Here is a 20,445-nt window from a genome sequence, read left to right on the forward strand (position 1 = left end):
CGACCGCCGGAGCGCGTGCGCCCGTCCGGGCGGCTGCGCGCACGCCCGGACCGCCCGCGGCGACCCCGCCCGCCGGACCGAACGTCCGGTCCGGCATGCTGACTCGGTGACGAGTGGGGTGCTAGCGGGGTTTCTTGCCTTCCTGCCGATCTGGGCGATCACGGGAGTGGGCTGGGCGGCGGGCCGGTACGAGGTACTAGGCCCGCACGCCCCGTCCGTGCTCGGCCGGTTCGCCTTCACCTTCGCGATGCCCGCCCTGCTGTTCCTGACGATGGCGCGGTCGCGGCCGGCCGACCTGGTGCGCCCCGGCGTCCTCGTCTTCGCGCTGAGTCTGCTGTCGGTGTTCGCGGTGGCGCAGGTGCTGACCCACCGGGTGTTCCGGCGCGGCCCGGGCGACCGGGCCATCGCCTCGATGGCGGCGGCGCACGTCAACTCGGCCAACCTCGGCATCCCGGTGGCCATCCACGTCCTCAAGGACACCTCGTTCGTGGTGACCGTGGCGCTCTTCCAGACGCTGCTGGTCACCCCGCTGATCCTGGTCCTGATCGACCTCGGGGTGCGGCCGGACTCCGAAGGGCGGCTGCGGCGGATGGTGTCGCTGCCGCTGCGCAACCCGATCGTCGCGGCCTCGGCGGGCGGGCTGGCCGTGTCCGCGCTGGGGCTGCGGCTGCCCGCCCCGGTCGTGGACCCCTTGCAGCTGCTGGGCGGGGCGGCGGTGCCCGCCGCGCTCTTCGCGCTCGGCATGTCGCTGCACTCCCGGACCCGGCCGGACGCCGAAGGCCGGGCCGAACGCCGGGTGCTCGTCGCACTGAAGGTGGTGGCGCAGCCGGCGCTGGCGTACGCGGTGGGCCGGTGGGTGTTCGGGCTCGACGGTCACGCGCTGCTGTCGGTGGTCCTGGTGGCCGGGCTGCCCACGGCACAGAACGCCTTCCTGTTCGCCTCGGAGTACCGGCTCGACACCGACCTGGCCCGGGACACCGTGCTGTTGTCCACGGTCTGCTCGATGGTCTCCCTGTCCGTGATCACCTGGCTGCTCGCCGCCTGACCGCCACCGGTCCCGGCCGTCGGAGGCCCGCCGGCCCCGGTCAACGGGGGGCGAGGGCGGGGGCCGGCGTGCGGTCGGCGGGCGCCGCGGGGGCGGCCTGGCGGCGGTGGGCGCGGCGCTCCAGGGTGCCGGAGAGCAGGGCCAGGGCGAGGGCTGAGGCGGCGAGGGCGGCGCCGACCCAGTTGGGGGCGGTCCAGCCGAGGCCGCCCGCGATGGCCAGCCCGCCGAGCCAGGCGGCCAGCGCGTTGCCGAGGTTGAAGGCGCCGATGTTGACGGCCGAGGCGAGGGTGGGCGCGCCGGCCGCCTGGTCGAGTACGCGCTTCTGGAGCGGCGGGACGGTGGCGAAGCCGAGGGCTCCGATCAGGGTGATCGTGACGGCCGCGGCGGCCCGGTGGTGGGCGGTGACGGTGAACAGGGCGAGGACCAGGGCGAGCGCGCCGAGCGACCCGTACAGCATGGGCATCAGGGCGCGGTCGGCGAACCGGCCGCCGACCAGGTTGCCGGCGACCATGCCCAGTCCGAAGAGGACGAGCAGCCAGGTGACGGAGGAGTCGGCGAAGCCGGCCACGTGGGTCATCATCGGCGCGATGTAGGTGACGGCGGCGAACACGCCGCCGAAGCCCAGGACGGTCATGGCCATGGCGAGGAGCACCTGGACGTTGCGGAAGGCGGCCAGTTCGTGGCGCAGCCGTACGCCTTCCGGCTTGGGCAGGTCGGGGACCAGCCGGGCGACACCGAGGAGGCCGAGCACGCCGAGCGCGGCGACGCCGAGGAAGGTGACCCGCCAGCCGGCGCTCTGGCCGATCCAGGTGCCGAGCGGGACACCCACCACGTTGGCCACGGTGAGGCCCGTGAACATGGTGGCGATGGCGCCGGCCTTGCGGTCGGGTGCCACCAGTTCGGCGGCGACGACCGCGCCGATGCCGAAGAACGCGCCGTGCGCGAGCGAGGCGACGACCCGGCCGGCGAGCATCACCCCGAAGCCGGGGGCGAGCGCCGAGAGGACGTTGCCCGCGATGAAGAGGGCCATCAGCAGCATCAGCATCCGCTTGCGCGAGATCTTGGTGCCGAGTGCGGTCATCAGCGGGGCGCCGAGCACCACGCCGAGCGCGTAGCCGGTGACCAGGAGGCCCGCGGTGGGGACGGTGACCCCGAACTCGGCGGCCACCTCGGGGAGCAGTCCCATGATCACGAATTCGGTGGTGCCGATGCCGAAGGCGCCGATCGCCAGGGCCAGGAGCGCGAGGGGCATGGATCTCAGCCTTATCGATTGATCGCGTCGACGGGTGGACCGCGCTGATCGCGCGCCGACCGCGTGACGCATTGATTGCAGAAGCTTTTAACCTGCGACCACAATAATTGCAGACGCGGGTTATTGGCAAACGCGGTAGATTGGGGGGCATGACCGCCACGGACCCCGCCCTGACCGGACTCGCCCAGCGCTGGTGCGCCCTGTCCCTGCTGCACGGGCGGATCGAGAGCCACCTGGAACGCGCCCTGCAGGCCGGGCACGGGCTGAGCGTGCGCGAGTACTCGCTCCTCGACGTCCTCAGCCGGCAGCACGACGGACCCGGCGGCCACCTGCAGATGAAGCAGGTGGCGGACGCGGTGGTGCTCAGCCAGAGCGCGACCACCCGGCTCGTCACCCGGCTGGAGGACCGCGGGCTGCTGGCGCGCTACCTGTGCCCGACCGACCGCCGCGGGATCTACACCAACGTCAGCGAGGCGGGCGCCGCGCTCCTCGCCGAGGCCCGGCCCACCAACGAGGCGGCCCTGCGCGAAGCGCTGGACGCGGCCGCGGGCGAGCCCGAGCTCGCCGGACTCGTCTCCGCGCTCACCGGCTGACGCGGCGGGCGGCCGACGCGGCCCGCGGCCGCACGTCGGGGCCGGCTGCTGATGCGGCCGGTGGCGGCGCGTCGGGGTGGCGGGGCGTTAGTACGATCTCGTATATTCCGACCTCGTGACTTCTCTTCCCGCGGTTCCGCCGCCCGCCCCGGAGCCGGCCGGATCTCCCCTGCTCGCCCTGCAACGGGCCACGCACGTGACGCTCCAGCTGCTCGCGGCCGAGCTGTCCGCCCTGGAGCTGACCCCCTCGGAGACGAACGCGCTGGCCATCCTCGCCGACGGCCGGGCCCGTACCGTGTCCGAGCTGGGGGCCGCGGCCGGCACCCGGCCGACCACGCTGACCAGCGTGCTGGACCGGCTGGAGCGGCGCGGCCACATCTCGCGCGGCGCCCGGCCCGGCGACCGCCGGGTCGTGGTCGTAGAGCTGACCGGTTCCGGCCGGGAGGCGGCCGGCGCGGTCCGCGAGGCCGTCGCCGGCATCGAGGAGCGGGCCCTCGGCGGGCTGTCCGCGCAGGCCCTCGCCGGTTTCAACACCGCGCTGCACGCCCTCGCGGAGGTGCGCGCGTGAACGGGACGACCACCTTCGAGGAGCTGCTGGCCGGGGTCACCGCGGACGCGGGCCGGTTCGGGCACCGCGAGCACGTCCGGCTGACCTGGCTGGCCGTACGCCGCCTGGGCATGCCCGCCGCGGTCGACTTCGTCGGCGAGGGCATCCGGCGCACTGCCGCGGGCGCGGGCGCGCCGGGCAAGTTCCACGTCACCATGACGCGGGCCTGGGTGGAGCTGGTGGCGCACCACGTGCTGCTGGACCGCGAGGCCGGGTTCTCCGACTACGCCGCGTTCGACGACTCCGCGGAGTTCGCCGAGCGCCATCCCGAACTCCTCGACCGGGCGCTGCTGACCCGCTTCTACCGGGCGGACACGCTCGCCGGCGAAGCCGCCCGCACCGGCTGGGTGGAACCCGACCTGGCACCGCTCCCCCACCTCACCGACTGACGGGCCGGCGCCCCGGCGCCCCGGCGGCGCGGCGGCGCGGCAGCCGACCTGCCGGCACCTCGGTGACCCGCCCGCCCCACCCCACCGACTGACGGGCCGGACCTGCGCGGACAGGGCCGGGGCACCCGCGGACGGTGATCTCCCGGGCCCCCCGGCAGGGGCACGGAGGGGGCCAGTAGAGTGCGGATCCATCCCCTCCCGATCCCGAGGTACCCGGCAGTGAGCACCATGGTCCCCCCGTCCCCCCCGGCCTTCGTCGTCGGGATCGGCGCAGACGGGTGGCCGGGGCTGTCCCCCACCGCCCGGCAGGCACTCGGCGAGGCCGAGGTCCTCATCGGCGGCCCCCGCCAGCTCGACCTGCTTCCCGTACGCGAGTGCCCGGGCGAGCGGGTCGGCTGGCCGTCGCCGCTGCGTCCCGCCGTGCCCCGGCTGCTCGCGGAGCACGCCGGCCGCCGGATCGCCGTACTGGCCAGCGGCGACCCGATGTTCTACGGGATCGGGCGGGCGCTCAGCGAGGAGCTGGGCCCCGCGCGGCTGCGGGTGCTGCCGCACCCGTCCTCCGTCTCGTACGCGTGCGCCCGGCTGGGCTGGCCCGCCGAGGACACCGAGGTGGTCACGCTGGTCGGCCGCCCGGCGGCCCGGCTCGCCGCGGCCCTGCACCACGGCCGGCGGCTGCTGGTGCTCAGCGCGGGCGCGGACACCCCGCGCGTGGTGGCGGAACTGCTGCGCGAACGCGGCTTCGGCCCCAGCCCGATGACCGTGCTGGAGCAACTGGGCTCCGAGCGCGAGGACGCGCACACCGGTACCGCGGCCGACTGGGCGCATCCGGCGGGCGACCCGCTGAACGTGATCGCCGTCGAGTGCCGCCGGGCCGACGGCGCGCTGCGACTGGCCGCGGCGCCCGGCCTGCCCGACGCCGCCTACGAGCACGACGGGCAGCTCACCAAGCACCACGTGCGGGCGGTGACGCTGAGCGCGCTCGCCCCCGCCCCCGGCGAGCTGCTGTGGGACGTCGGCGGCGGTTCCGGCTCGATCGCGATCGAGTGGATGCGCACGCACCCGTCCTGCCGGGCGTTCACCGTCGAGCGCGACGCCGTACGGGCCGACCGGATCGGCCGCAACGCGGACCGCCTCGGGGTGCCCGGGCTCCGGGTCGTACGGGGCGCCGCGCCGGGCGCGCTCGCCGGACTCCCGTCCCCCGACGCCGTGTTCATCGGCGGCGGACTGACCGCGCCGGGTCTTCTGGAGGCCTGCTGGGACGCGCTCCCGGTCGGCGGCCGGCTGGTCGCGAACACCGTGACGCTGGAATCCGAGGCGCTGCTGGCCGGCTGGTACCGGCGGCACGGCGGCGAACTGGCCAAGCTGGCCGTCTCGCACGCCGTCGCGGTCGGCGGCTTCACCGGCTGGCGGCAGGCGATGCCCATCACCCAGTGGTCCGTCACCAAGTCCCTCACGTCTGGAGAGCAAGCATGACCGTGTACTTCATCGGAGCGGGCCCCGGCGCCGCCGACCTGATCACGGTCCGCGGCGCCCGCCGGCTCGCCGCCAGCCAGGTCTGCCTGTACGCGGGCAGCCTGGTGCCGCGCGAACTGCTGGCCGAATGCCCCCCGGGCGCACGGCTGGTGGACACCGCGCAGCTCAACCTGGACGAGATCATCGGGGAGTTGGTACGGGCCCACGAGGCGGGTCTGGACGTGGCCCGCCTGCACTCGGGCGACCCGTCGGTCTTCAGCGCGGTCGCCGAGCAGATGCGGCGCCTGGACGCGGCCGGCGTGCCGTACGAAGTGGTGCCGGGCGTACCGGCGTTCGCGGCGGCGGCCGCGGCCCTCAAGCGGGAACTGACGGTGCCGACGGTCGGCCAGACGGTCATCCTGACCCGGATCGCGCAGCAGGCCACGCCGATGCCGGAGGGCGAGGACCTGGCGACGCTGGGCCGCAGCGGGGCCCTGCTGGTGCTGCACCTGGCGACGCGGTACGTCGACCGGGTCGTCGACGAGCTGCTCCCGCACTACGGCGCCGACTGCCCGGCCGCGGTCGTCGCGATGGCCAGCCGCCCCGACGAACTCGTCCTGCGCGGCACGCTGGAGGACATCGCGGGCCAGGTGAAGGCGCACGGCCTGGTCCGCACGGCGGTCATCCTGGTCGGCCGGACGCTGGGCGCGGAGCAGTTCCGCGACAGCCACCTGTACTCGGCGGAACGCGACCGGCATGTCTGCTGAGCCCGCCGGGCCGGGCCGGCCGGGCGGGGGGACTTCCGGGGAGCCCGCGCACGTCCTGATCCTGGGCGGCACCACGGAGGCCCGACGACTGGCGGAGGCGCTGGCGCCGGGTCCGGAGCGGGTGCCCGGGCGGACTCCGGAGCGGGAGCGCGCTCCCGGGCAGGCGCCGGGGCGGGTAGCGGAGCGGGCTCCGGGGCAGGTTCCCGGGCAGGGGCCGGGGCCGACTCCCGGGCGGGCTCCGTACCGGGTGACGAGTTCGCTGGCCGGGCGGGTGGCGCGGCCGGTCCTGCCTCCCGGTGAGGTGCGGATCGGCGGCTTCGGCGGTGCCGAGGGCCTCGCGGACTGGATCCGGGAGCACCGGGTGGCCGCGGTGGTCGACGCCACGCACCCGTTCGCGGAACGGATGAGCTTCAACGCGGCGGCCGCGGCGGCCGCTTCAGCAGTTCCGCTGCTGGCGCTGCGCCGACCCGCGTGGTCGCCGGGGCCCGGCGACGTGTGGCACCGGGTCCCCGATCTGGCGGCCGCCGCGCGGGTCCTGCCGGGGCTCGGGCGGCGGGCGTTCCTCACCACCGGGCGGATGGGCCTGGCCGCGTTCGCCGGCCTGGACTCGCTCTGGTTCCTGGTGCGTTCGGTGGACGCGCCGGAGCCGCCGGTGCCGGCCCAGTGCGAAGTGCTGCTGGACCGGGGGCCGTTCGGGCTCGACGAGGAGCGGGAGCTGCTGCGCGCGCACCGGATCGACGTGCTGGTCACCAAGGACAGCGGCGGCTCGGCCACCGCCCCCAAGCTGGCCGCGGCCCGCGAGGCCGGGATCCCCGTACTCGTCGTGGACCGGCCGCCGGTGCCGGGTGGGGTCGCGGTGGCGGAGTCCGTCGACGCGGCGCTGCACTGGCTGGCGGCGTCCCTGCCACGCCTCTGAACCGCCACCCCCGCCGACGCCCTGAGGCGCAACCCCCACCCCCGCCGACACCCTGAGGTGCAACCTCCAGCCCCGCCGGCTGACCGTGGCACGCCCTCAGCTTCGCCGGCTGACCGTGACGCCCCTTCAGCCTTCCCGGCTGCCCGAGGGGCAACTTCCAGCCTCGCCGGCGTTTGAGGCACGGGCCTGGGCAGAGCCCACCCCCAGCCTCGCCGGCGTTTGAGGCGCGGGTCCGGGCAGAGCCCGGTACCCGGCGGAGCCGGGTTGTTCGTTGGGGCTCCGCCCCAAACCCCGCGCCTCAAACGCCGGCGAGGCTGGAAGTTGCCGCACGCAGCGCCGGCGAGGCTGGAGGTTGCCCCGCGGGCGTGGCGGGCGTCGCGGGCGTCGCGGGCGTTGCCGGCGAGGCTGGAGTTGCCGCCCAACGGGTCACACCAGCGGCGCCGGGCGTTGTCGGAGGCGGTGGTTAGGGTCGGGGGGTGAGTGACACCACCCTGTTGATCAATGGCGGCCCGGCCGCGCCGCACGCCCTCGTCACCCGCGTCGGCGGCCTGCCCCTGGCACCCGCCGGCACCACGTGGCCCACCTGCACGGCCTGTTCGGGACCGCTCCGGTTCATCGCGCAGATCGTCCTCGACGGCGACCGCGGGGTCCTCTCCGTCTTCATGTGCGGCAACGACCCGGGGCAGTGCGAGGAGTGGAGCGCCACCGGCGGCGGGAACCGGGCGTACCTCTTCCCGTCCGCCGGACTCGTACCGCTCCCGCTGCCCGCCCTCCCCGCGGACCCCGCCGCCGACCCCGACGAGGGCGACGAGGTGGACCCGGACGACGACGTACGGCAGTTGGGGGCCGTACGGACCGTCGAGCGGGTGGCGGTCGCCGGTTCCGGTTACCGGCAGGCGGCCAAGGCGTGGTCGGAGCGGACCGGCCGCGCCCGGAACGAGATCCTCGGACAGCTCGGCGGCGTCCCCGACTGGCTCCAGTACGACGAGACGCCCGACTGCCCCGGCTGCGGCCTGGCGATGGCGCACGTGGCCACCCTGGAGGAGGGTCCGGACCACGTCACCGCCCCCAACTTCGGTTCGGGCAGCGCCTATGCGCACGCTTGCGAACCCTGCGGCCGGGCGGCGTTCCTCTGGCAGTGCTGACACCGGCCGCGGCAGGCGGCGCCGACGACCGGCCGAGCGCCGAGCGCCGGGTGCCGGGCGCCGGGCGGTAGCGCGTACCGCCCGGCACCCGGCACCGGCAACCGGTCCGCGGCTCAGGCCTCCGGGTAGCGCCGCGGCGTCCAGGTGACCCTGGTGCCGTCGCCGCGCTCGGTGACCTGCGTCTGCGAGGAACCGATCAGCAGCAGCGTGCGCATGTCCACCTCGGCCGGCTCCAGCGTGGCCAGCGTGACGATCCGCACCGACTGCTCCGGGCCTCCGACGTCCCGGGCGACGACCACCGGGGTCTGCGGCGGCCGCAGTTCCAGCAGCAGGTCGCGGGCCTTCTCCACCTGCCAGGTCCGGCTGCGCGAGCCCGGGTTGTACAGGGCGAGCACCAGGTCCGCGCGGGCCGCCGCGGCCAGCCGCTCCGCGATGACCTCCCACGGCTTGAGGCGGTCCGAGAGCGAGATCGTCGCGTAGTCGTGGCCGAGCGGGGCGCCGGCCGCGGCGGCCGCCGCGTTGGCCGCCGTCACACCGGGCAGCACCCGTACCGGCACGTCGCGGTACGCGTCCTGCGCGGCCACCTCCAGCACGGCGGTGGCCATCGCGAACACGCCCGGGTCGCCGCCGGAGACCACGGCGACCCGCTGCCCGCGGCGGGCCAGGTCGAGCGCGTACTCGGCGCGCTCGGACTCCACCTTGTTGTCGGAGCCGTGGCGGACCTGTCCGGGCCGCTTCGGCACCCGGTCCAGGTACGTCGTGTAGCCGATGAGCACCTCGGCGTCGGCCAGCGCCCGACGGGTCTCCGGGGTCAGCCACAGCGGACCGGCCGGCCCGGTGCCGACGACCACCACTTCGCCGCGGGCCGCGTCGGCCGAACGGGCGGGCGCGGAGCCGGGGTTGCCGATCCGGCTGGGCAGCACCGCGACCGCGAAGTAGGGGACGGACTCGGGGTCGGTGTCCGCCAGCATGCCGGTGCGCTCGCCCGCCATGGTGGCGCGCTCCACGTACCGGGCCTCCGGCAGCCGGCCGGAGTCGGCCATGGCCTGCCGTACGGCGGGGAAGGTGCGGCCGAGCTTCATCACCACGGCCGAGTCGGTCGCGGCCAGGCGGGCGGTGAGCTCCTCCTGCGGCAGCGTGCCGGGCAGGATCGTCAGCACCTCCTCGCCCTCGACGAGCGGGGTCTGCAGGCGGGCGGCGGCGGCGCTGACGGAGGTGACCCCGGGGATCACCTCGGTCGCGTACCGGTCCGCGAGCCGCTTGTGCATGTGCATGTACGAGCCGTAGAAGAGCGGGTCGCCCTCGGCGAGGACCGCGACCGTGCGTCCCGCGTCGAGGTGCACCGCCAGGCGGGCGGCGGCCTCGGCGTAGAACTCGTCCATGGCGCCCTGGTAGCCGCCGGGGTGGTCGGTGGTCTCCGTGGTCACCGGGTAGACCAGCGGCTCCTCGATGTGGTCCGCGCGCAGGTGCTTCGCCGCGATGGACCGGGCGATGGACCGGCCGTGCCGGGCGCTGTGGTAGGCGATGACGTCCGCCTCCGCGATGACCTCGACGGCGCGCAGGGTCATCAGCGACGGGTCGCCGGGGCCCAGGCCGACCCCGTACAGGCGGCCGGCGTCCCGGCTCGCTCCCCGGCCCGATTCCCGGCCGGCGTCCCGGCCCGCGTCCTGGGCGCCGCTCGTCTGACGGTCGCTCATTCTTCCTCGCTCGCGATCGCGTTGACGGCGGCGGCGGCGATGGCGCTGCCGCCGCGCCGGCCGCGCACGATCATGTGCTCGAGGCCGGACGGGTGGTCGGCCAGGGCGTCCTTGGACTCGGCGGCGCCGATGAAGCCGACCGGGACGCCGATGACGGCGGCCGGACGCGGGGCGCCCTCCTCGATCATCTCCAGGAGCCGGAACAGGGCGGTCGGCGCATTGCCGACGGCGACCACCGCGCCCTCCAACAGGCCGCGGTCGCGCCACAGTTCGAGGGCGGCGGCGCTGCGCGTGGTGCCCATCTTCGCGGCGAGGTCCGGCACGGCCGGGTCGGAGAGCATGCACAGCACGTCGTTGTCGGCGGGCAGCCGCTTGCGGGTGACCCCGCTGGCCACCATCTGTACGTCGCACAGGACGGGCGCGCCGGCATGCAGGGCGGCGCGGGCGTTCAGCACGACGTCGGGGGTGTAGCCGAGGTCGCGGGTGAGGTCCGTCATTCCGCAGGCGTGGATCATGCGCACGGCGACCTGGGCCACCGAGGCGGGCAGCCCGGCGAGGTCCGCCTCGGCGCGGATCGTGGCAAAGGACTGGCGGTAGATGGCCGCGCCGTCCTTCTCGTACTCGAACACTGTGTACTCGCTCATTTCTGCACTGCGTCGGATTCGGATTCTGCGGAACTGCGGAAGTCGTCGGTGTGGCGGGCGTCCGCGAGGGCCGCCGCGAGGCCGTCCCGGCCCACGGCGGGCCTCTCGCGCCCGTGGACGGAGAGTGCGTAGCCGGCGGCGGTGGCCACCACGTCCACCCATGCGGTGCCCTGCGGGTGCCCGCAGCGGCGCTCGCAGCCGGACCAGTGCACGGGCAGCGGCCCCCGCGCGGCCTCGGCGACGGCCGCCGCGTCGGCGCGCACGTCGGCCAGCGATTTGGCGCAACCGGGCTGGCCCGTACAGGCGGTGACGGACTGCCAGGCGCTGCCGGCCGCGACCACCAGCCCGGCCCGCGCGAGCCCGTCGGCCACCGCCGCGTCGTCACCGGGGCGGCCGGGCCGGGGGCCGGACCCGGAGGCGGGCCCGCGGCCGGACCCGGGACCGGACCCGGTCGCGAAGGCGGGGGCTGAGGCGGGGCCGGACTCGCGGCCGGACCCGGGGCCGGCGTGCAGGACGACGCTGCGCCACGGGGTCATCAGCAGCTCGGCGCTCCCGCGCCGCACGGCGGCGTCCGCGAGCGCGCGCAGCTGGCCGGACGTGAGCCGGCCGAGGGGCACCAGCACGCACAGCGGCCCGCCCGCCCCGGCGGACCCGGAAGCGACACCGGTGCCGGCATCCGCACCCGCACCCACGCCCTCACCCGCACCCGCACCCGCACCCGCACCCGCGAACCCTGGCAGCGGCGGGGCGGCGTACGGCCACGCCACCTCGGCAACCCGCTCCGCGGCCATCCCGGCGGCGGCCAGTCGGCCCGCGAACTCACCGGCGTCCAGGGCGTGTTCGGCCGGCAGCTCGCGGACCCGCCAGGCCCGCGTACCGGCCGCGTCGGCGGCGTCGAGGAAGTACTCGGCGGCCAGCAGAGCGGCCCGCGGCGCGTCCGTCCCGGCCACCTCCACGGCGTCGGCGGCGGGCCCCAGCCGCACCAGGGCGCGCCGCCCCGGCCGGCCGAGCACGGTCACGTCGGGGCCGAGCGCGGCGACGTCGCCGCGGCCGTCGTCGAAGGCGAACAGGAAGCGGCCGGACAGGGCGGTCACCCGGGCGTTCGCGCACAGCAGCCGGTCGAGCTCCAGCGCCCAGGGCCGGACCGCGGGCCGCAGCCGGTCGCCGGGGGCCGACAGCGGGGTCGCCACGATGTTGCGGACCCGTTCGTGGCCGGGCGCGGGCAGCAGCCCGGCGCCGTCGAGCAGGGCGGCGAGTTCGCTGCCGCAGCCGTCCGCGAGGCCGCGCAGCTGCACGTTGCCGCGCGAGGTGAGGTCGAGGCGGCCGTCGCCGAACCGGTCGGCGGCCAGCGCCAGCAGGCGCGCCTGCCGGGCGTCGAGCAGTCCCGCGGGGATCCGGACCCGGGCCAGGAACCCGTCGTCCGCGGCGTGCAGCCGCAGCGCCCCGGGACACGCGTCCCCCCGCTCCCGCACGACGCGCTCCGTCCGGCCGGGCCCCGGCGCGGCGGACCCCGCCGCTACGGGCTCCCGTACGGCAGGTTCCGCGACAGCCGACCGCACGCCGGGGTCCGCCGCGATGCCCTGCACGCCGGGGTCCGCCGCGATGCCCTGTACGCCGGGGTCCGCCACGACGCCTTCCGGCAGCGCAGCCTCCGCCGCGGACCCCGCCACGACGGGCCCCGCCGCGGTCTCCGGTACGGCGAACGCCCCCACGACGGATTCCCGTATGTGGGGTTCGTCCCGGGATGCGGCGGAGGGGGGCGGTGGCATGGCGGCGAGCATACCCACGATTGCTGGGGCCCGGCCTGTGGCCGTCGCCACCTGCCGCCGCCCGGGACCTGGGAGAACCCCCTCTCCCGCACCGGACCGGCGGCACATAGGATGCCCCTCGGCGGGCCGCCTGGCCCGTCATCGCCGAGGACGGCGACATGGGAGGAAGCCCGGTGAGACTCCGGCGCGGTCCCGCCACTGTGAGCCCGGCCGCTGCCCTCGCGGCAGCCGGGTGAGTCAGGAACTCCCGCCGTCCACACTGCCCGGGGCGCGGAAACCCCGAGGAAGGCCTGCCGCCGCATGATCCTGCTGCTGTCGACGTCCGACACCGATCTGCTGAGCGCCCGCGCTGCGGAGGGCCCGGTTCCGTACCGCTTCGCGAACCCGTCCCGGCTGCCGCTCGACGACCTGCCCGCCCTCCTCGACGGCGCCGACCTGGTCGTCGTACGCCTCCTCGGCGGGCTGCGCGCCTGGCAGGAGGGGCTCGACGTGCTGCTGGCTCCCGGCCAGGACCGCCCGGTGGTCGTCCTCACCGGCGAACAGGCCCCCGACGCCCAGCTGATGGCCGCCTCCACGGTGCCGATCGGCATCGCCGCCGAGGCCCACGCCTACCTGGCGCACGGCGGCCCGGCCAACCTGGAGCAGCTGGCCCGCTTCCTCTCCGACACCGTGCTGCTCACCGGCCACGGCTTCGACTCCCCGGCGCCCGCGCCGACCTGGGGCCACCTGGAGCGCACGCCGGTGCGCCCGTACGGCCCGCGGATCGCGGTGCTCTACTACCGCGCCCACCAGATGAGCGGGAACACCGCCTTCGTGCACGCCCTGTGCGACGCCGTCGTGGAGGCAGGCGGCACGCCCGCGCCGCTGTACGTGTCCTCGCTGCGCGCCCCCGAGCCGGAGCTGCTGGCCGAACTGGCCCACGCCGACGCCATCGTCACCACCGTGCTCGCCGCGGGCGGCACCCGCCCGGCCGACGCCTCCGCCGGCGGCGACGACGAGTCCTGGGACGCGGGCGCGCTGGCCGCGCTCGACGTGCCGATCCTCCAGGCGCTGTGCCTGACCGGCTCGCGCGCCAACTGGGAGGAGAACGACGAGGGGCTCTCGCCGCTCGACGCCGCCAGCCAGGTCGCGGTGCCGGAGTTCGACGGCCGCCTGATCACCGTGCCGTTCTCCTTCAAGGAGATCGACGAGGACGGCCTGCCGGCGTACGTCGCCGACCCGGAGCGGGCCGCCCGGGTGGCGGGCATCGCCCTGCGGCACGCCCGGCTGCGCCACACCCCGAACGCCGACAAGCGCATCGCGCTGGTGCTGTCCGCGTACCCGACCAAGCACTCCCGGATCGGCAACGCGGTCGGCCTGGACACCCCGGCGAGCGCGGTGGCGCTGCTGCGCCGGCTGCGCGCCGAGGGCTACGACTTCGGGCCGCAGGAAGAGATCCCCGGCCTGGTCTCCGGCGACGGCGACGAGCTGATCCGCGCGCTCATCGACGCGGGCGGCCACGACCAGGACTGGCTGACCGAGGAGCAGCTCGCCGCGAACCCGGTCCGGATCCCGGCCGCCGACTACCGGCGCTGGTTCGCCCAGCTGCCGGCCGAGCTGCGCGAGGCGGTGGAGCGGCACTGGGGCCCGGCGCCGGGCGAGATGTTCCTCGACCGCTCACGGGTGGGCCACGGCGGCGACCCGGACGGCGACATCGTCCTCGCGGCGCTGCGCCGCGGCAACCTGCTGATCCTCATCCAGCCGCCGCGCGGCTTCGGCGAGAACCCGATCGCGATCTACCACGACCCGGACCTGCCGCCCTCGCACCACTACCTGGCCGCCTACCGGTGGATCCAGGCCGCGGCCGAGGACGGCGGCTTCGGCGCCGACGCCATGATCCACCTGGGCAAGCACGGCAACCTGGAGTGGCTGCCCGGCAAGAACGCCGGCCTGTCCGCCGCGTGCGCGCCCGACGCGGCCCTCGGCGACCTGCCGCTGGTCTACCCCTTCCTGGTCAACGACCCGGGCGAGGGCACCCAGGCCAAGCGCCGGGTGCACGCCACGCTCGTGGACCACCTCGTGCCGCCGATGGCGCGCGCCGACTCCTACGGGGACATCGCGCGGCTGGAGCAGCACCTCGACGAGTACGCGCAGATCTCCTCGATGGACCCGGCGAAGCTGCCGGCGATCCGCGCGCAGATCTGGACGCTGATCCAGGCCGCGAAGCTGGACCACGACCTCGGTCTCGCCGAACGCCCGGACGACGACGGCTTCGACGACTTCCTGCTGCACGTCGACGGCTGGCTGTGCGAGGTCAAGGACGCGCAGATCCGCGACGGCCTGCACGTGCTGGGCGGCGCGCCGACCGGCCCCGAGCGCGTCAACCTGGTCCTGGCGATCCTGCGCGCCCGCCAGATCTGGGGCGGCACGACCGCGCTGCCGGGCCTGCGCGAGGCGCTCGGCCTTGACGAGTCCGCGGCCACGCGCACCACGGCCGACGCGGCCGAGGAGACGGCCCGCGCGCTGGTCGAGGCCATGGAGGCTGCGGGCTGGGACCCGGCCGCCGTCGCCGCGGTCGCCGAGGGGCACCCGGCTGGCGTGGCGGACGTCCTGGAGTTCGCCGCGCGCGAGGTGGTGCCGCGGCTGGCCGCGACCACCGACGAGATCGACCACGCGGTGCACGCTCTGAACGGCGGCTTCGTACCGGCGGGCCCGTCGGGCTCGCCTCTGCGCGGCCTGGTCAACGTGCTGCCGACCGGCCGCAACTTCTACTCCGTCGACCCCAAGGCCGTGCCCTCGCGCCTCGCGTGGGAGACCGGCCAGGCCCTCGCGGACTCGCTGCTGGAGCGCTACCGCACCGACAACGGCGAGTGGCCGGCGTCCGTCGGCCTGTCGCTGTGGGGCACCAGCGCGATGCGCACCGCCGGCGACGACGTGGCCGAGGCCATGGCGCTGCTCGGCGTCCGCCCGGTGTGGGACGAGGCCTCGCGCCGGGTCACCGGCCTGGAGCCGATCCCGTACGAGGAGCTGGGCCGGCCGCGCATCGACGTGACGCTGCGCATCTCGGGCTTCTTCCGGGACGCGTTCCCGCACGTCATCGGGCTGCTCGACGACGCGGTGCGGCTGGCCGCCTCGCTCGACGAGCCCGCCGAGGCCAACTACGTGCGGGCGCACGCCCAGGCGGACCTCGCCGAGCACGGCGACGAGCGGCGGGCCACCACCCGCATCTTCGGCTCCCGCCCCGGCACGTACGGCGCGGGCATCCTCCAGCTGATCGACAGCCGGGACTGGCGCACCGACGCCGACCTCGCGGAGGTCTACACGGTGTGGGGCGGCTACGCGTACGGCCGCGAGCTGAACGGGCGCCCGGCGCGGGCCGAGATGGAGACCGCGTACAAGCGGATCACGGTCGCCGCGAAGAACACCGACACCCGCGAGCACGACATCGCGGACTCGGACGACTACTTCCAGTACCACGGCGGCATGGTCGCCACCGTACGGGCGCTGCGCGGCACGGCCCCCGAGGCGTACATCGGGGACTCGACGCGGCCGGAGACGGTCCGCACCCGCACGCTGGTGGAGGAGACCTCGCGGGTCTTCCGGGCCCGGGTGGTCAACCCGAAGTGGATCGAGGCGATGCGCCGTCACGGCTACAAGGGCGCCTTCGAGCTCGCCGCGACCGTCGACTACCTCTTCGGGTACGACGCGACGACGGGCGTGATCGCCGACTGGATGTACGACAAGCTGACGCAGACGTACGTCCTGGACGCCGAGAACCGGGCCTTCCTCCAGGAGGCCAACCCGTGGGCCCTGCACGGGATCGCGGAACGCCTGCTGGAGGCCGAGTCCCGCGGCATGTGGGAGAAGCCCGACCCGGAGACGCTGGCGGCGCTGCGCCAGGTGTTCCTGGACACCGAGGGCGACCTCGAAGGCGACGCCGAATAGCAGTGGAACCCCGGCCGGACGCTGTCGCACAATGCTCTGATGGATCTTGATGTGCATCTCGACACGGAGCAGCTGGCGCAGCGCCTGGCCGGGGTCGGCGGTGTCGTGGGCGTCTGCCTCGGCGGCAGCCGGGCCCGCGGCACCCACCGGCCCGACTCGGACTACGACTTCGGCCTGTACTACCGCGGCCGGCCCGACACCGCGGCGCTGCGCGCCCTGGCGAAGGAGCTGACCGGCGCGGAGGTCGACGTGACCGAGCCGGGCGCCTGGGGCCCGTGGGTGGACGGCGGTGCCTGGCTGACGGTCGGCGGGGCGCGCGTGGACTGGCTCTACCGTGACGTGGACCGGGTATCCCGCCTCTGGGAGGACTGCCGGGAGGGCCGCTACGAGATCGGCACGCAGCCGGGCCACCCTCTCGGCGTCTACTCGCACTCCTACCCCGGCGAGCTCGCCACGGGCCGCATCCTGGCCGACCCGACCGGCGAACTCACCGTCTTGCAGGGCGACATGGCGCACTACCCGGCGGCCCTGCGCAAGGCCCTGGTCGACGCGGCCCGCTGGGAGCCGGACTTCGTGCTGGCCGGCGCGGCCAAGGGCGCGGCCCGCGGTGACTCCTTCTACGTGGCGGGCTGCCTGTTCCGGGCGGTGGGCGTCCTCGCCCAGGCCCTGCACGCCCAGGCCGGCAGCTGGCCGGTCAACGAGAAGGGCATCATCGCCGCCGCCGGTGAACTGCCCTGCGCCCCACCGGACTTCGCGGCCCGCGCCCACGCCCTCTTCACCACTCACGATCTCAAGGCGGCCGCAGAACTGACCGAGGACGTCCTGACCCGCTGCGCCTGACCCGCCCCCGGCCCCGCCGCGCCCGGCGAGGCGCGTGCCGGACCCCGCCGGCCGGGCGGGACCGTGACGGCACGGCCTACCGCAGCGGGCGGTCCGGGTGGACCCAGGACGGGACCACCGCGCACTCCGGGCACTCCGGGTCGTCCTGGCTGACCGTTAGGCGGAAGTGGTCGTCGGCGCTCAGGGACGTCAGGGCGGGATGGTGGACCGCGGCGAGCTTGAGCCGGACGTGCTCGCCGCGGCTCTTGGTGGGGCGGATCCGGTTCCAGACCGGGGGCAGCGCCGCGATCAGGCCCAGGGCCGTCAGGCCGCCGAGGCCGGTGATCGCGTCGCGCAGGCCGAACGGGGCGAGGTCGTAGGTCAGGCCCAGGATCATCCCGGCGGCGATCGCCGCGAAGAAGATGAAGGCCACCAGAAAGCAGCAACTGCTGGAATCCCCGCGCCGGATCCAGCGCGGCAGCGCCTCGTGGTGGGCCCAGCGCCAGTCCCGGATCGCCCGGAACTGCACTTCGTCCGAGCGGAGTTGGCTCAGCGAGCCCGGCGCCGGCCGGCTGCGCAGCCAGTCGAGCACACCGGCCGGCACCGGGTGCCGAGGGCTGCGGTCCGGGTCCCGTCCGGCCGCCGTGAGGTGCAGTTCCCCGTACGGGTCCACCTCGACGAACCCTAGGCGCACCAGGTCGGCGACCGCGACGAACTCGCCCGGCTCCGGCGCCGTCGCCATGTGGGCGTAGTACGGGTCGGGCTCGTAGGAGGCGAGCCGGGTCACGAGGGTGTGCAGGCGCAGGCGGCGGACCGCCCACCGCAGCGCGAGCACGGTGTACGGGATCGCGACGGCGCCCAGGGAGAGTTCGGGGACGGTGAGTGGCTGCACGCCGTGAGGCTAGGACGCGGCGCGCGGTGCCGTCGAGCGGATTCCGGCCGGGAGACGGAGCCCGCCCCTTATCCCGGATCGGCGGGTGGTGGCGCGGAACCGCCCCGCCGTCACCTGATGCGGTGAACTCCCCCATGTCCGGGGCGGCCGAGGGGTAATGCCCTGCTGATCTCGTGCGGGGGCCGTGGGTACGGTTTCCCGCGCTCTCAGACGAAAGGCCGGTCTCCGTGACGCAGCCGTTCCAACTGCCGGACTTCTACGTGCCCTATCCGGCGCGCCTGAACCCTCACCTGGAGGAGGCGAGGACACACACGAGGCAATGGGCACGCGACTTCGGGATGCTGGAGGGTTCCGGGGTCTGGACCAGCGAGGACCTCGAATCGCACGACTACGCGCTGCTGTGCTCGTACACGCACCCCGACTGCGGCTCCGACGCGTTGTCCCTGGTCACCGACTGGTACGTGTGGGTCTTCTTCTTCGACGACCACTTCCTGGAGATGTACAAGCGGACCCAGGACCGCGCGGGCGCCAAGGCCTATCTGGACCGGCTGGCCGGCTTCATGCCGATGGACCTCGCGGACGGCTTCCCGGAGGTGACCAACCCGGTCGAGGCGGGCCTCGCCGACCTGTGGACCCGTACCGTCCCGGCCATGACCATGGACTGGAGGGAACGGTTCTCCGAGAGCACCCGCAACCTCCTCAACGAGTCCATGTGGGAGCTCGCGAACATCAACATCGGGCGGGTCGCCAACCCGCTGGAGTACATCGAGATGCGCCGCAAGGTGGGCGGCGCCCCCTGGTCGGCAGGCCTGATCGAGTACGTGTCCGCCGAGGTCCCGGCCCGGTTCGCGCACTCCCGCCCGCTGGGCGTCCTGCGCGACGCCTTCGCGGACGCCGTGCACATCAGGAACGACATCTTCTCCTACCAGCGCGAGGTCGCCGACGAGGGTGAACTCTCCAACGCCATCCTGGTGTTGGAGACCTTCCTCGGCTGCTCCACGCAGGAGGCCGCCGACGCCTCCAACGACCTGCTGACCTCCCGGCTCCAGCAGTTCGAGCACACCGCACTCGCCGAACTCCCGCAGTTGTTCGCCGACGAGGCCGCGGACCCGGCCGAGATGGCGGCCGTCCTCGCCTACGCCAAGGGCCTCCAGGACTGGCAGTCGGGCGGCCACGAGTGGCACATGGTCTCCAGCCGCTACATGAACGAGGAGGCCCGGCCCACCGCCCCGCTGACGCTGCCGTTCATGCCGTCGGGCCTCGGCAGCACCGCCCTGGACGTCCGCTCGGTGTTCACGCCGCGCTCCGACGCCCTGCGCCGCCGCTCGTTCACGCACGTGCCGTTCGAGAAGACCGGCCCGTCCGTGATCCCGGACGTCTACATGCCGTTCCCCCTCGCCCTCAGCCCGCACCACGCCCACGCCCTGGAGGAGTCCGTCGCCTGGGCCCGCCGGATGGGCCTCACCGAGCCGCAGCCGGGCGACCCCGGATCCGCGATCTGGAACGAACGCAAGCTCCGCGGCTACGACTTCGCGCTGTGCTCGGCCGGCATCGACCCGGACGCGACCCCCGAGGCGCTCGTCCTCAACGCGTGCTGGCTCACCTGGGGCACGTACGGCGACGACTACTACCCGATGTTCGGGCGCGGCAGGAACCTCGCCGGCGCCAAGCAGACCACCGAGCGGCTCGTCGCCATGATCCCCGTGGACCACGCGGACGCCGCCGTGCCGGTGACCGCGATGGAGCGGAGCCTGGCCGACCTGTGGGTGCGCACCAGCGCGGACATGGGCTCCGCCGTCCGCGAGGTGTTCCGGGCCACCCTCGTCGACATGCTGGAGAGCTGGCTGTGGGAGGTGGAGAACCAGGCCCTGAACCGCATCCCCGACCCCGTGGACTACGCCGAGATGCGCCGGCGGACCTTCGGCTCCCCGCTCACCATGTACCTGTGCCGCCTCGGCCACGAGGGGCGCGGCATCCCGGACGAGATCTACCGGTCGGGGACCATCCGCTCCCTGGAGAACGCGGCCGCCGACGCCGCCTGCCTGATGAACGACATCTTCTCCTACCAGAAGGAGATCGAGGTCGAGGGCGAGGTCCACAACCACGTCCTGGTCACCCGCAACTTCTTCGACATCGGCTACCCCGAGGCACTGCACATCTGCCACCGGCTGATGACCCAGCGCGTCGAGGAGTTCGAGCACATCGTGGCCACCGAGCTGCCGCTGCTGTACGAGGACTGGCAGTTGGGCGGCGAGGCCCGGGCCGGCCTCGACGCCTACGTGGGCGAGCTCCAGGACTGGCTCGCGGGCATCCTCAACTGGCACCGCAAGTGCCGCCGTTACCGGGACGAGGACCTCCGCCGGGAGCCCACCGGGCTGGCCGCCGGCGCGCTGGGCCCCGAGTTCGGCATGGCCGCGGCCCGCCTCCCGTTCCTGTCCCCGGGCGCGCCGCCGGCCGGGCCCCCGGGAGCGGCCGCCGCGCCGGCCCGGACCGGCGACGGCGCGGGCACGGCGCTGGTCGGCTGAGCCGGGGCG

General features: G+C 75.1%; 16 protein-coding genes and 1 riboswitch. Of the genes, 11 read left to right on the forward strand and 5 right to left on the reverse strand.

Annotation, left to right across the window (positions count from 1 at the left end; genetic code table 11):
* Window positions 1-106: 106 nt before the first annotated feature.
* Window positions 107-1,045 carry an AEC family transporter gene (locus tag OG764_RS08915; RefSeq protein ID WP_328967865.1) on the forward strand — a complete coding sequence of 313 codons (939 nt, stop codon included), beginning with the start codon at window positions 107-109 and terminating at the stop codon, window positions 1,043-1,045.
* 40 nt (window positions 1,046-1,085) lie between these two features.
* Here the strand turns inward: OG764_RS08915 and OG764_RS08920 are convergent, their stop codons facing one another.
* The gene (locus OG764_RS08920) at window positions 1,086-2,297 is read right to left on the reverse strand and encodes an MFS transporter (protein WP_328967866.1); all 1,212 of its coding nucleotides are present in this window, start codon (window positions 2,295-2,297) and stop codon (window positions 1,086-1,088) included.
* 149 nt (window positions 2,298-2,446) lie between these two features.
* Between OG764_RS08920 and OG764_RS08925 the strand changes: the two genes are divergently transcribed.
* From OG764_RS08925 to OG764_RS08955, 7 genes are all read left to right on the forward strand, one after another.
* Window positions 2,447-2,890 carry a MarR family winged helix-turn-helix transcriptional regulator gene (locus OG764_RS08925; protein ID WP_328967867.1) on the forward strand — a complete coding sequence of 148 codons (444 nt, stop codon included), beginning with the start codon at window positions 2,447-2,449 and terminating at the stop codon, window positions 2,888-2,890.
* A gap of 115 nt (window positions 2,891-3,005) precedes the next feature.
* Entirely contained in the window at window positions 3,006-3,458 is a 453-nt protein-coding gene (locus tag OG764_RS08930) for a MarR family winged helix-turn-helix transcriptional regulator (RefSeq protein WP_328967868.1), read from the forward strand.
* On the forward strand, window positions 3,455-3,886 hold the full coding sequence (locus OG764_RS08935; protein WP_328967869.1) for a hypothetical protein: 432 nt from the start codon (window positions 3,455-3,457) through the stop codon (window positions 3,884-3,886). The genes OG764_RS08930 and OG764_RS08935 overlap by 4 nt, the downstream gene beginning before the upstream one ends.
* 228 nt (window positions 3,887-4,114) lie before the next feature.
* Entirely contained in the window at window positions 4,115-5,359 is a 1,245-nt protein-coding gene (cbiE, locus tag OG764_RS08940) for a precorrin-6y C5,15-methyltransferase (decarboxylating) subunit CbiE (protein ID WP_328972926.1), read from the forward strand.
* Complete coding sequence (cobM, locus tag OG764_RS08945) at window positions 5,356-6,105, forward strand: precorrin-4 C(11)-methyltransferase (protein WP_328967870.1); 750 nt, start codon at window positions 5,356-5,358, stop codon at window positions 6,103-6,105. The genes cbiE and cobM overlap by 4 nt, the downstream gene beginning before the upstream one ends.
* Window positions 6,095-7,021, forward strand: a complete 927-nt coding sequence (locus OG764_RS08950) for a cobalt-precorrin-6A reductase (protein ID WP_328967871.1) — start codon at window positions 6,095-6,097, stop codon at window positions 7,019-7,021. Before cobM ends, OG764_RS08950 begins: the two co-directional genes overlap by 11 nt.
* Before the next feature lie 476 nt (window positions 7,022-7,497).
* The gene (locus OG764_RS08955) at window positions 7,498-8,166 is read left to right on the forward strand and encodes a hypothetical protein (protein ID WP_328967872.1); all 669 of its coding nucleotides are present in this window, start codon (window positions 7,498-7,500) and stop codon (window positions 8,164-8,166) included.
* Window positions 8,167-8,279: 113 nt separating this feature from the next.
* On the opposite strand, the gene OG764_RS08960 is transcribed toward OG764_RS08955, so the two are convergent.
* The 3 genes from OG764_RS08960 to OG764_RS08970 are packed head-to-tail and all read right to left on the reverse strand — an operon-like array spanning window position 8,280 to window position 12,276.
* A complete protein-coding gene (locus OG764_RS08960) occupies window positions 8,280-9,863 on the reverse strand; it encodes a precorrin-2 C(20)-methyltransferase (RefSeq protein ID WP_328967873.1) in 1,584 nt (527 codons plus the stop codon).
* Complete coding sequence (locus tag OG764_RS08965) at window positions 9,860-10,507, reverse strand: precorrin-8X methylmutase (RefSeq protein ID WP_328967874.1); 648 nt, start codon at window positions 10,505-10,507, stop codon at window positions 9,860-9,862. Before OG764_RS08965 ends, OG764_RS08960 begins: the two co-directional genes overlap by 4 nt.
* Window positions 10,504-12,276, reverse strand: coding sequence for a cobalamin biosynthesis protein CobG (locus OG764_RS08970; RefSeq protein WP_328967875.1), 1,773 nt, complete (start codon window positions 12,274-12,276; stop codon window positions 10,504-10,506). Before OG764_RS08970 ends, OG764_RS08965 begins: the two co-directional genes overlap by 4 nt.
* Window positions 12,277-12,417: 141 nt before the next feature.
* A riboswitch (cobalamin riboswitch) is annotated at window positions 12,418-12,523 on the forward strand.
* A gap of 53 nt (window positions 12,524-12,576) precedes the next feature.
* Here OG764_RS08970 and cobN point away from each other — a divergent pair.
* Together cobN and OG764_RS08980 are read left to right on the forward strand one after the other, a co-directional pair.
* Window positions 12,577-16,200 (forward strand): cobaltochelatase subunit CobN, encoded by a 3,624-nt coding sequence (cobN, locus tag OG764_RS08975; protein WP_328967876.1) that lies wholly within the window; start codon window positions 12,577-12,579, stop codon window positions 16,198-16,200.
* A 39-nt stretch (window positions 16,201-16,239) separates the two neighbouring features.
* Window positions 16,240-17,040: a nucleotidyltransferase domain-containing protein gene (locus OG764_RS08980; RefSeq protein ID WP_328967877.1), complete on the forward strand. Its 801-nt coding sequence runs from the start codon at window positions 16,240-16,242 to the stop codon at window positions 17,038-17,040.
* A 76-nt stretch (window positions 17,041-17,116) separates the two neighbouring features.
* Here the strand turns inward: OG764_RS08980 and OG764_RS08985 are convergent, their stop codons facing one another.
* The gene (locus OG764_RS08985) at window positions 17,117-17,911 is read right to left on the reverse strand and encodes a hypothetical protein (RefSeq protein WP_328967878.1); all 795 of its coding nucleotides are present in this window, start codon (window positions 17,909-17,911) and stop codon (window positions 17,117-17,119) included.
* A gap of 227 nt (window positions 17,912-18,138) precedes the next feature.
* On the opposite strand from OG764_RS08985, the gene OG764_RS08990 reads away from it, so the two are divergent.
* Window positions 18,139-20,436 (forward strand): terpene synthase family protein, encoded by a 2,298-nt coding sequence (locus OG764_RS08990; RefSeq protein WP_328967879.1) that lies wholly within the window; start codon window positions 18,139-18,141, stop codon window positions 20,434-20,436.
* The last annotated feature ends 9 nt before the right edge of the window (window positions 20,437-20,445 follow it).

Origin of the sequence: Streptomyces sp. NBC_00239 (assembly GCF_036194065.1) — a bacterium.
Classification (GTDB): Bacteria; Actinomycetota; Actinomycetes; order Streptomycetales; family Streptomycetaceae; genus Streptomyces.

What these genes read in the sequence shown, in the direction of transcription:
- OG764_RS08970 (WP_328967875.1), bottom strand. Translation starts at nt 12,276, where the DNA reads ATGCCACCGCCCCCCTCCGCCGCATCCCGGGACGAACCCCACATACGG.
- OG764_RS08920 (WP_328967866.1), bottom strand. Translation starts at nt 2,297, where the DNA reads ATGCCCCTCGCGCTCCTGGCCCTGGCGATCGGCGCCTTCGGCATCGGC.
- OG764_RS08960 (WP_328967873.1), bottom strand. Translation starts at nt 9,863, where the DNA reads ATGAGCGACCGTCAGACGAGCGGCGCCCAGGACGCGGGCCGGGACGCC.
- OG764_RS08965 (WP_328967874.1), bottom strand. Translation starts at nt 10,507, where the DNA reads ATGAGCGAGTACACAGTGTTCGAGTACGAGAAGGACGGCGCGGCCATC.
- OG764_RS08980 (WP_328967877.1), top strand. Translation starts at nt 16,240, where the DNA reads ATGGATCTTGATGTGCATCTCGACACGGAGCAGCTGGCGCAGCGCCTG.
- cobN (WP_328967876.1), top strand. Translation starts at nt 12,577, where the DNA reads ATGATCCTGCTGCTGTCGACGTCCGACACCGATCTGCTGAGCGCCCGC.
- OG764_RS08925 (WP_328967867.1), top strand. Translation starts at nt 2,447, where the DNA reads ATGACCGCCACGGACCCCGCCCTGACCGGACTCGCCCAGCGCTGGTGC.
- OG764_RS08950 (WP_328967871.1), top strand. Translation starts at nt 6,095, where the DNA reads ATGTCTGCTGAGCCCGCCGGGCCGGGCCGGCCGGGCGGGGGGACTTCC.
- cbiE (WP_328972926.1), top strand. Translation starts at nt 4,115, where the DNA reads ATGGTCCCCCCGTCCCCCCCGGCCTTCGTCGTCGGGATCGGCGCAGAC.
- cobM (WP_328967870.1), top strand. Translation starts at nt 5,356, where the DNA reads ATGACCGTGTACTTCATCGGAGCGGGCCCCGGCGCCGCCGACCTGATC.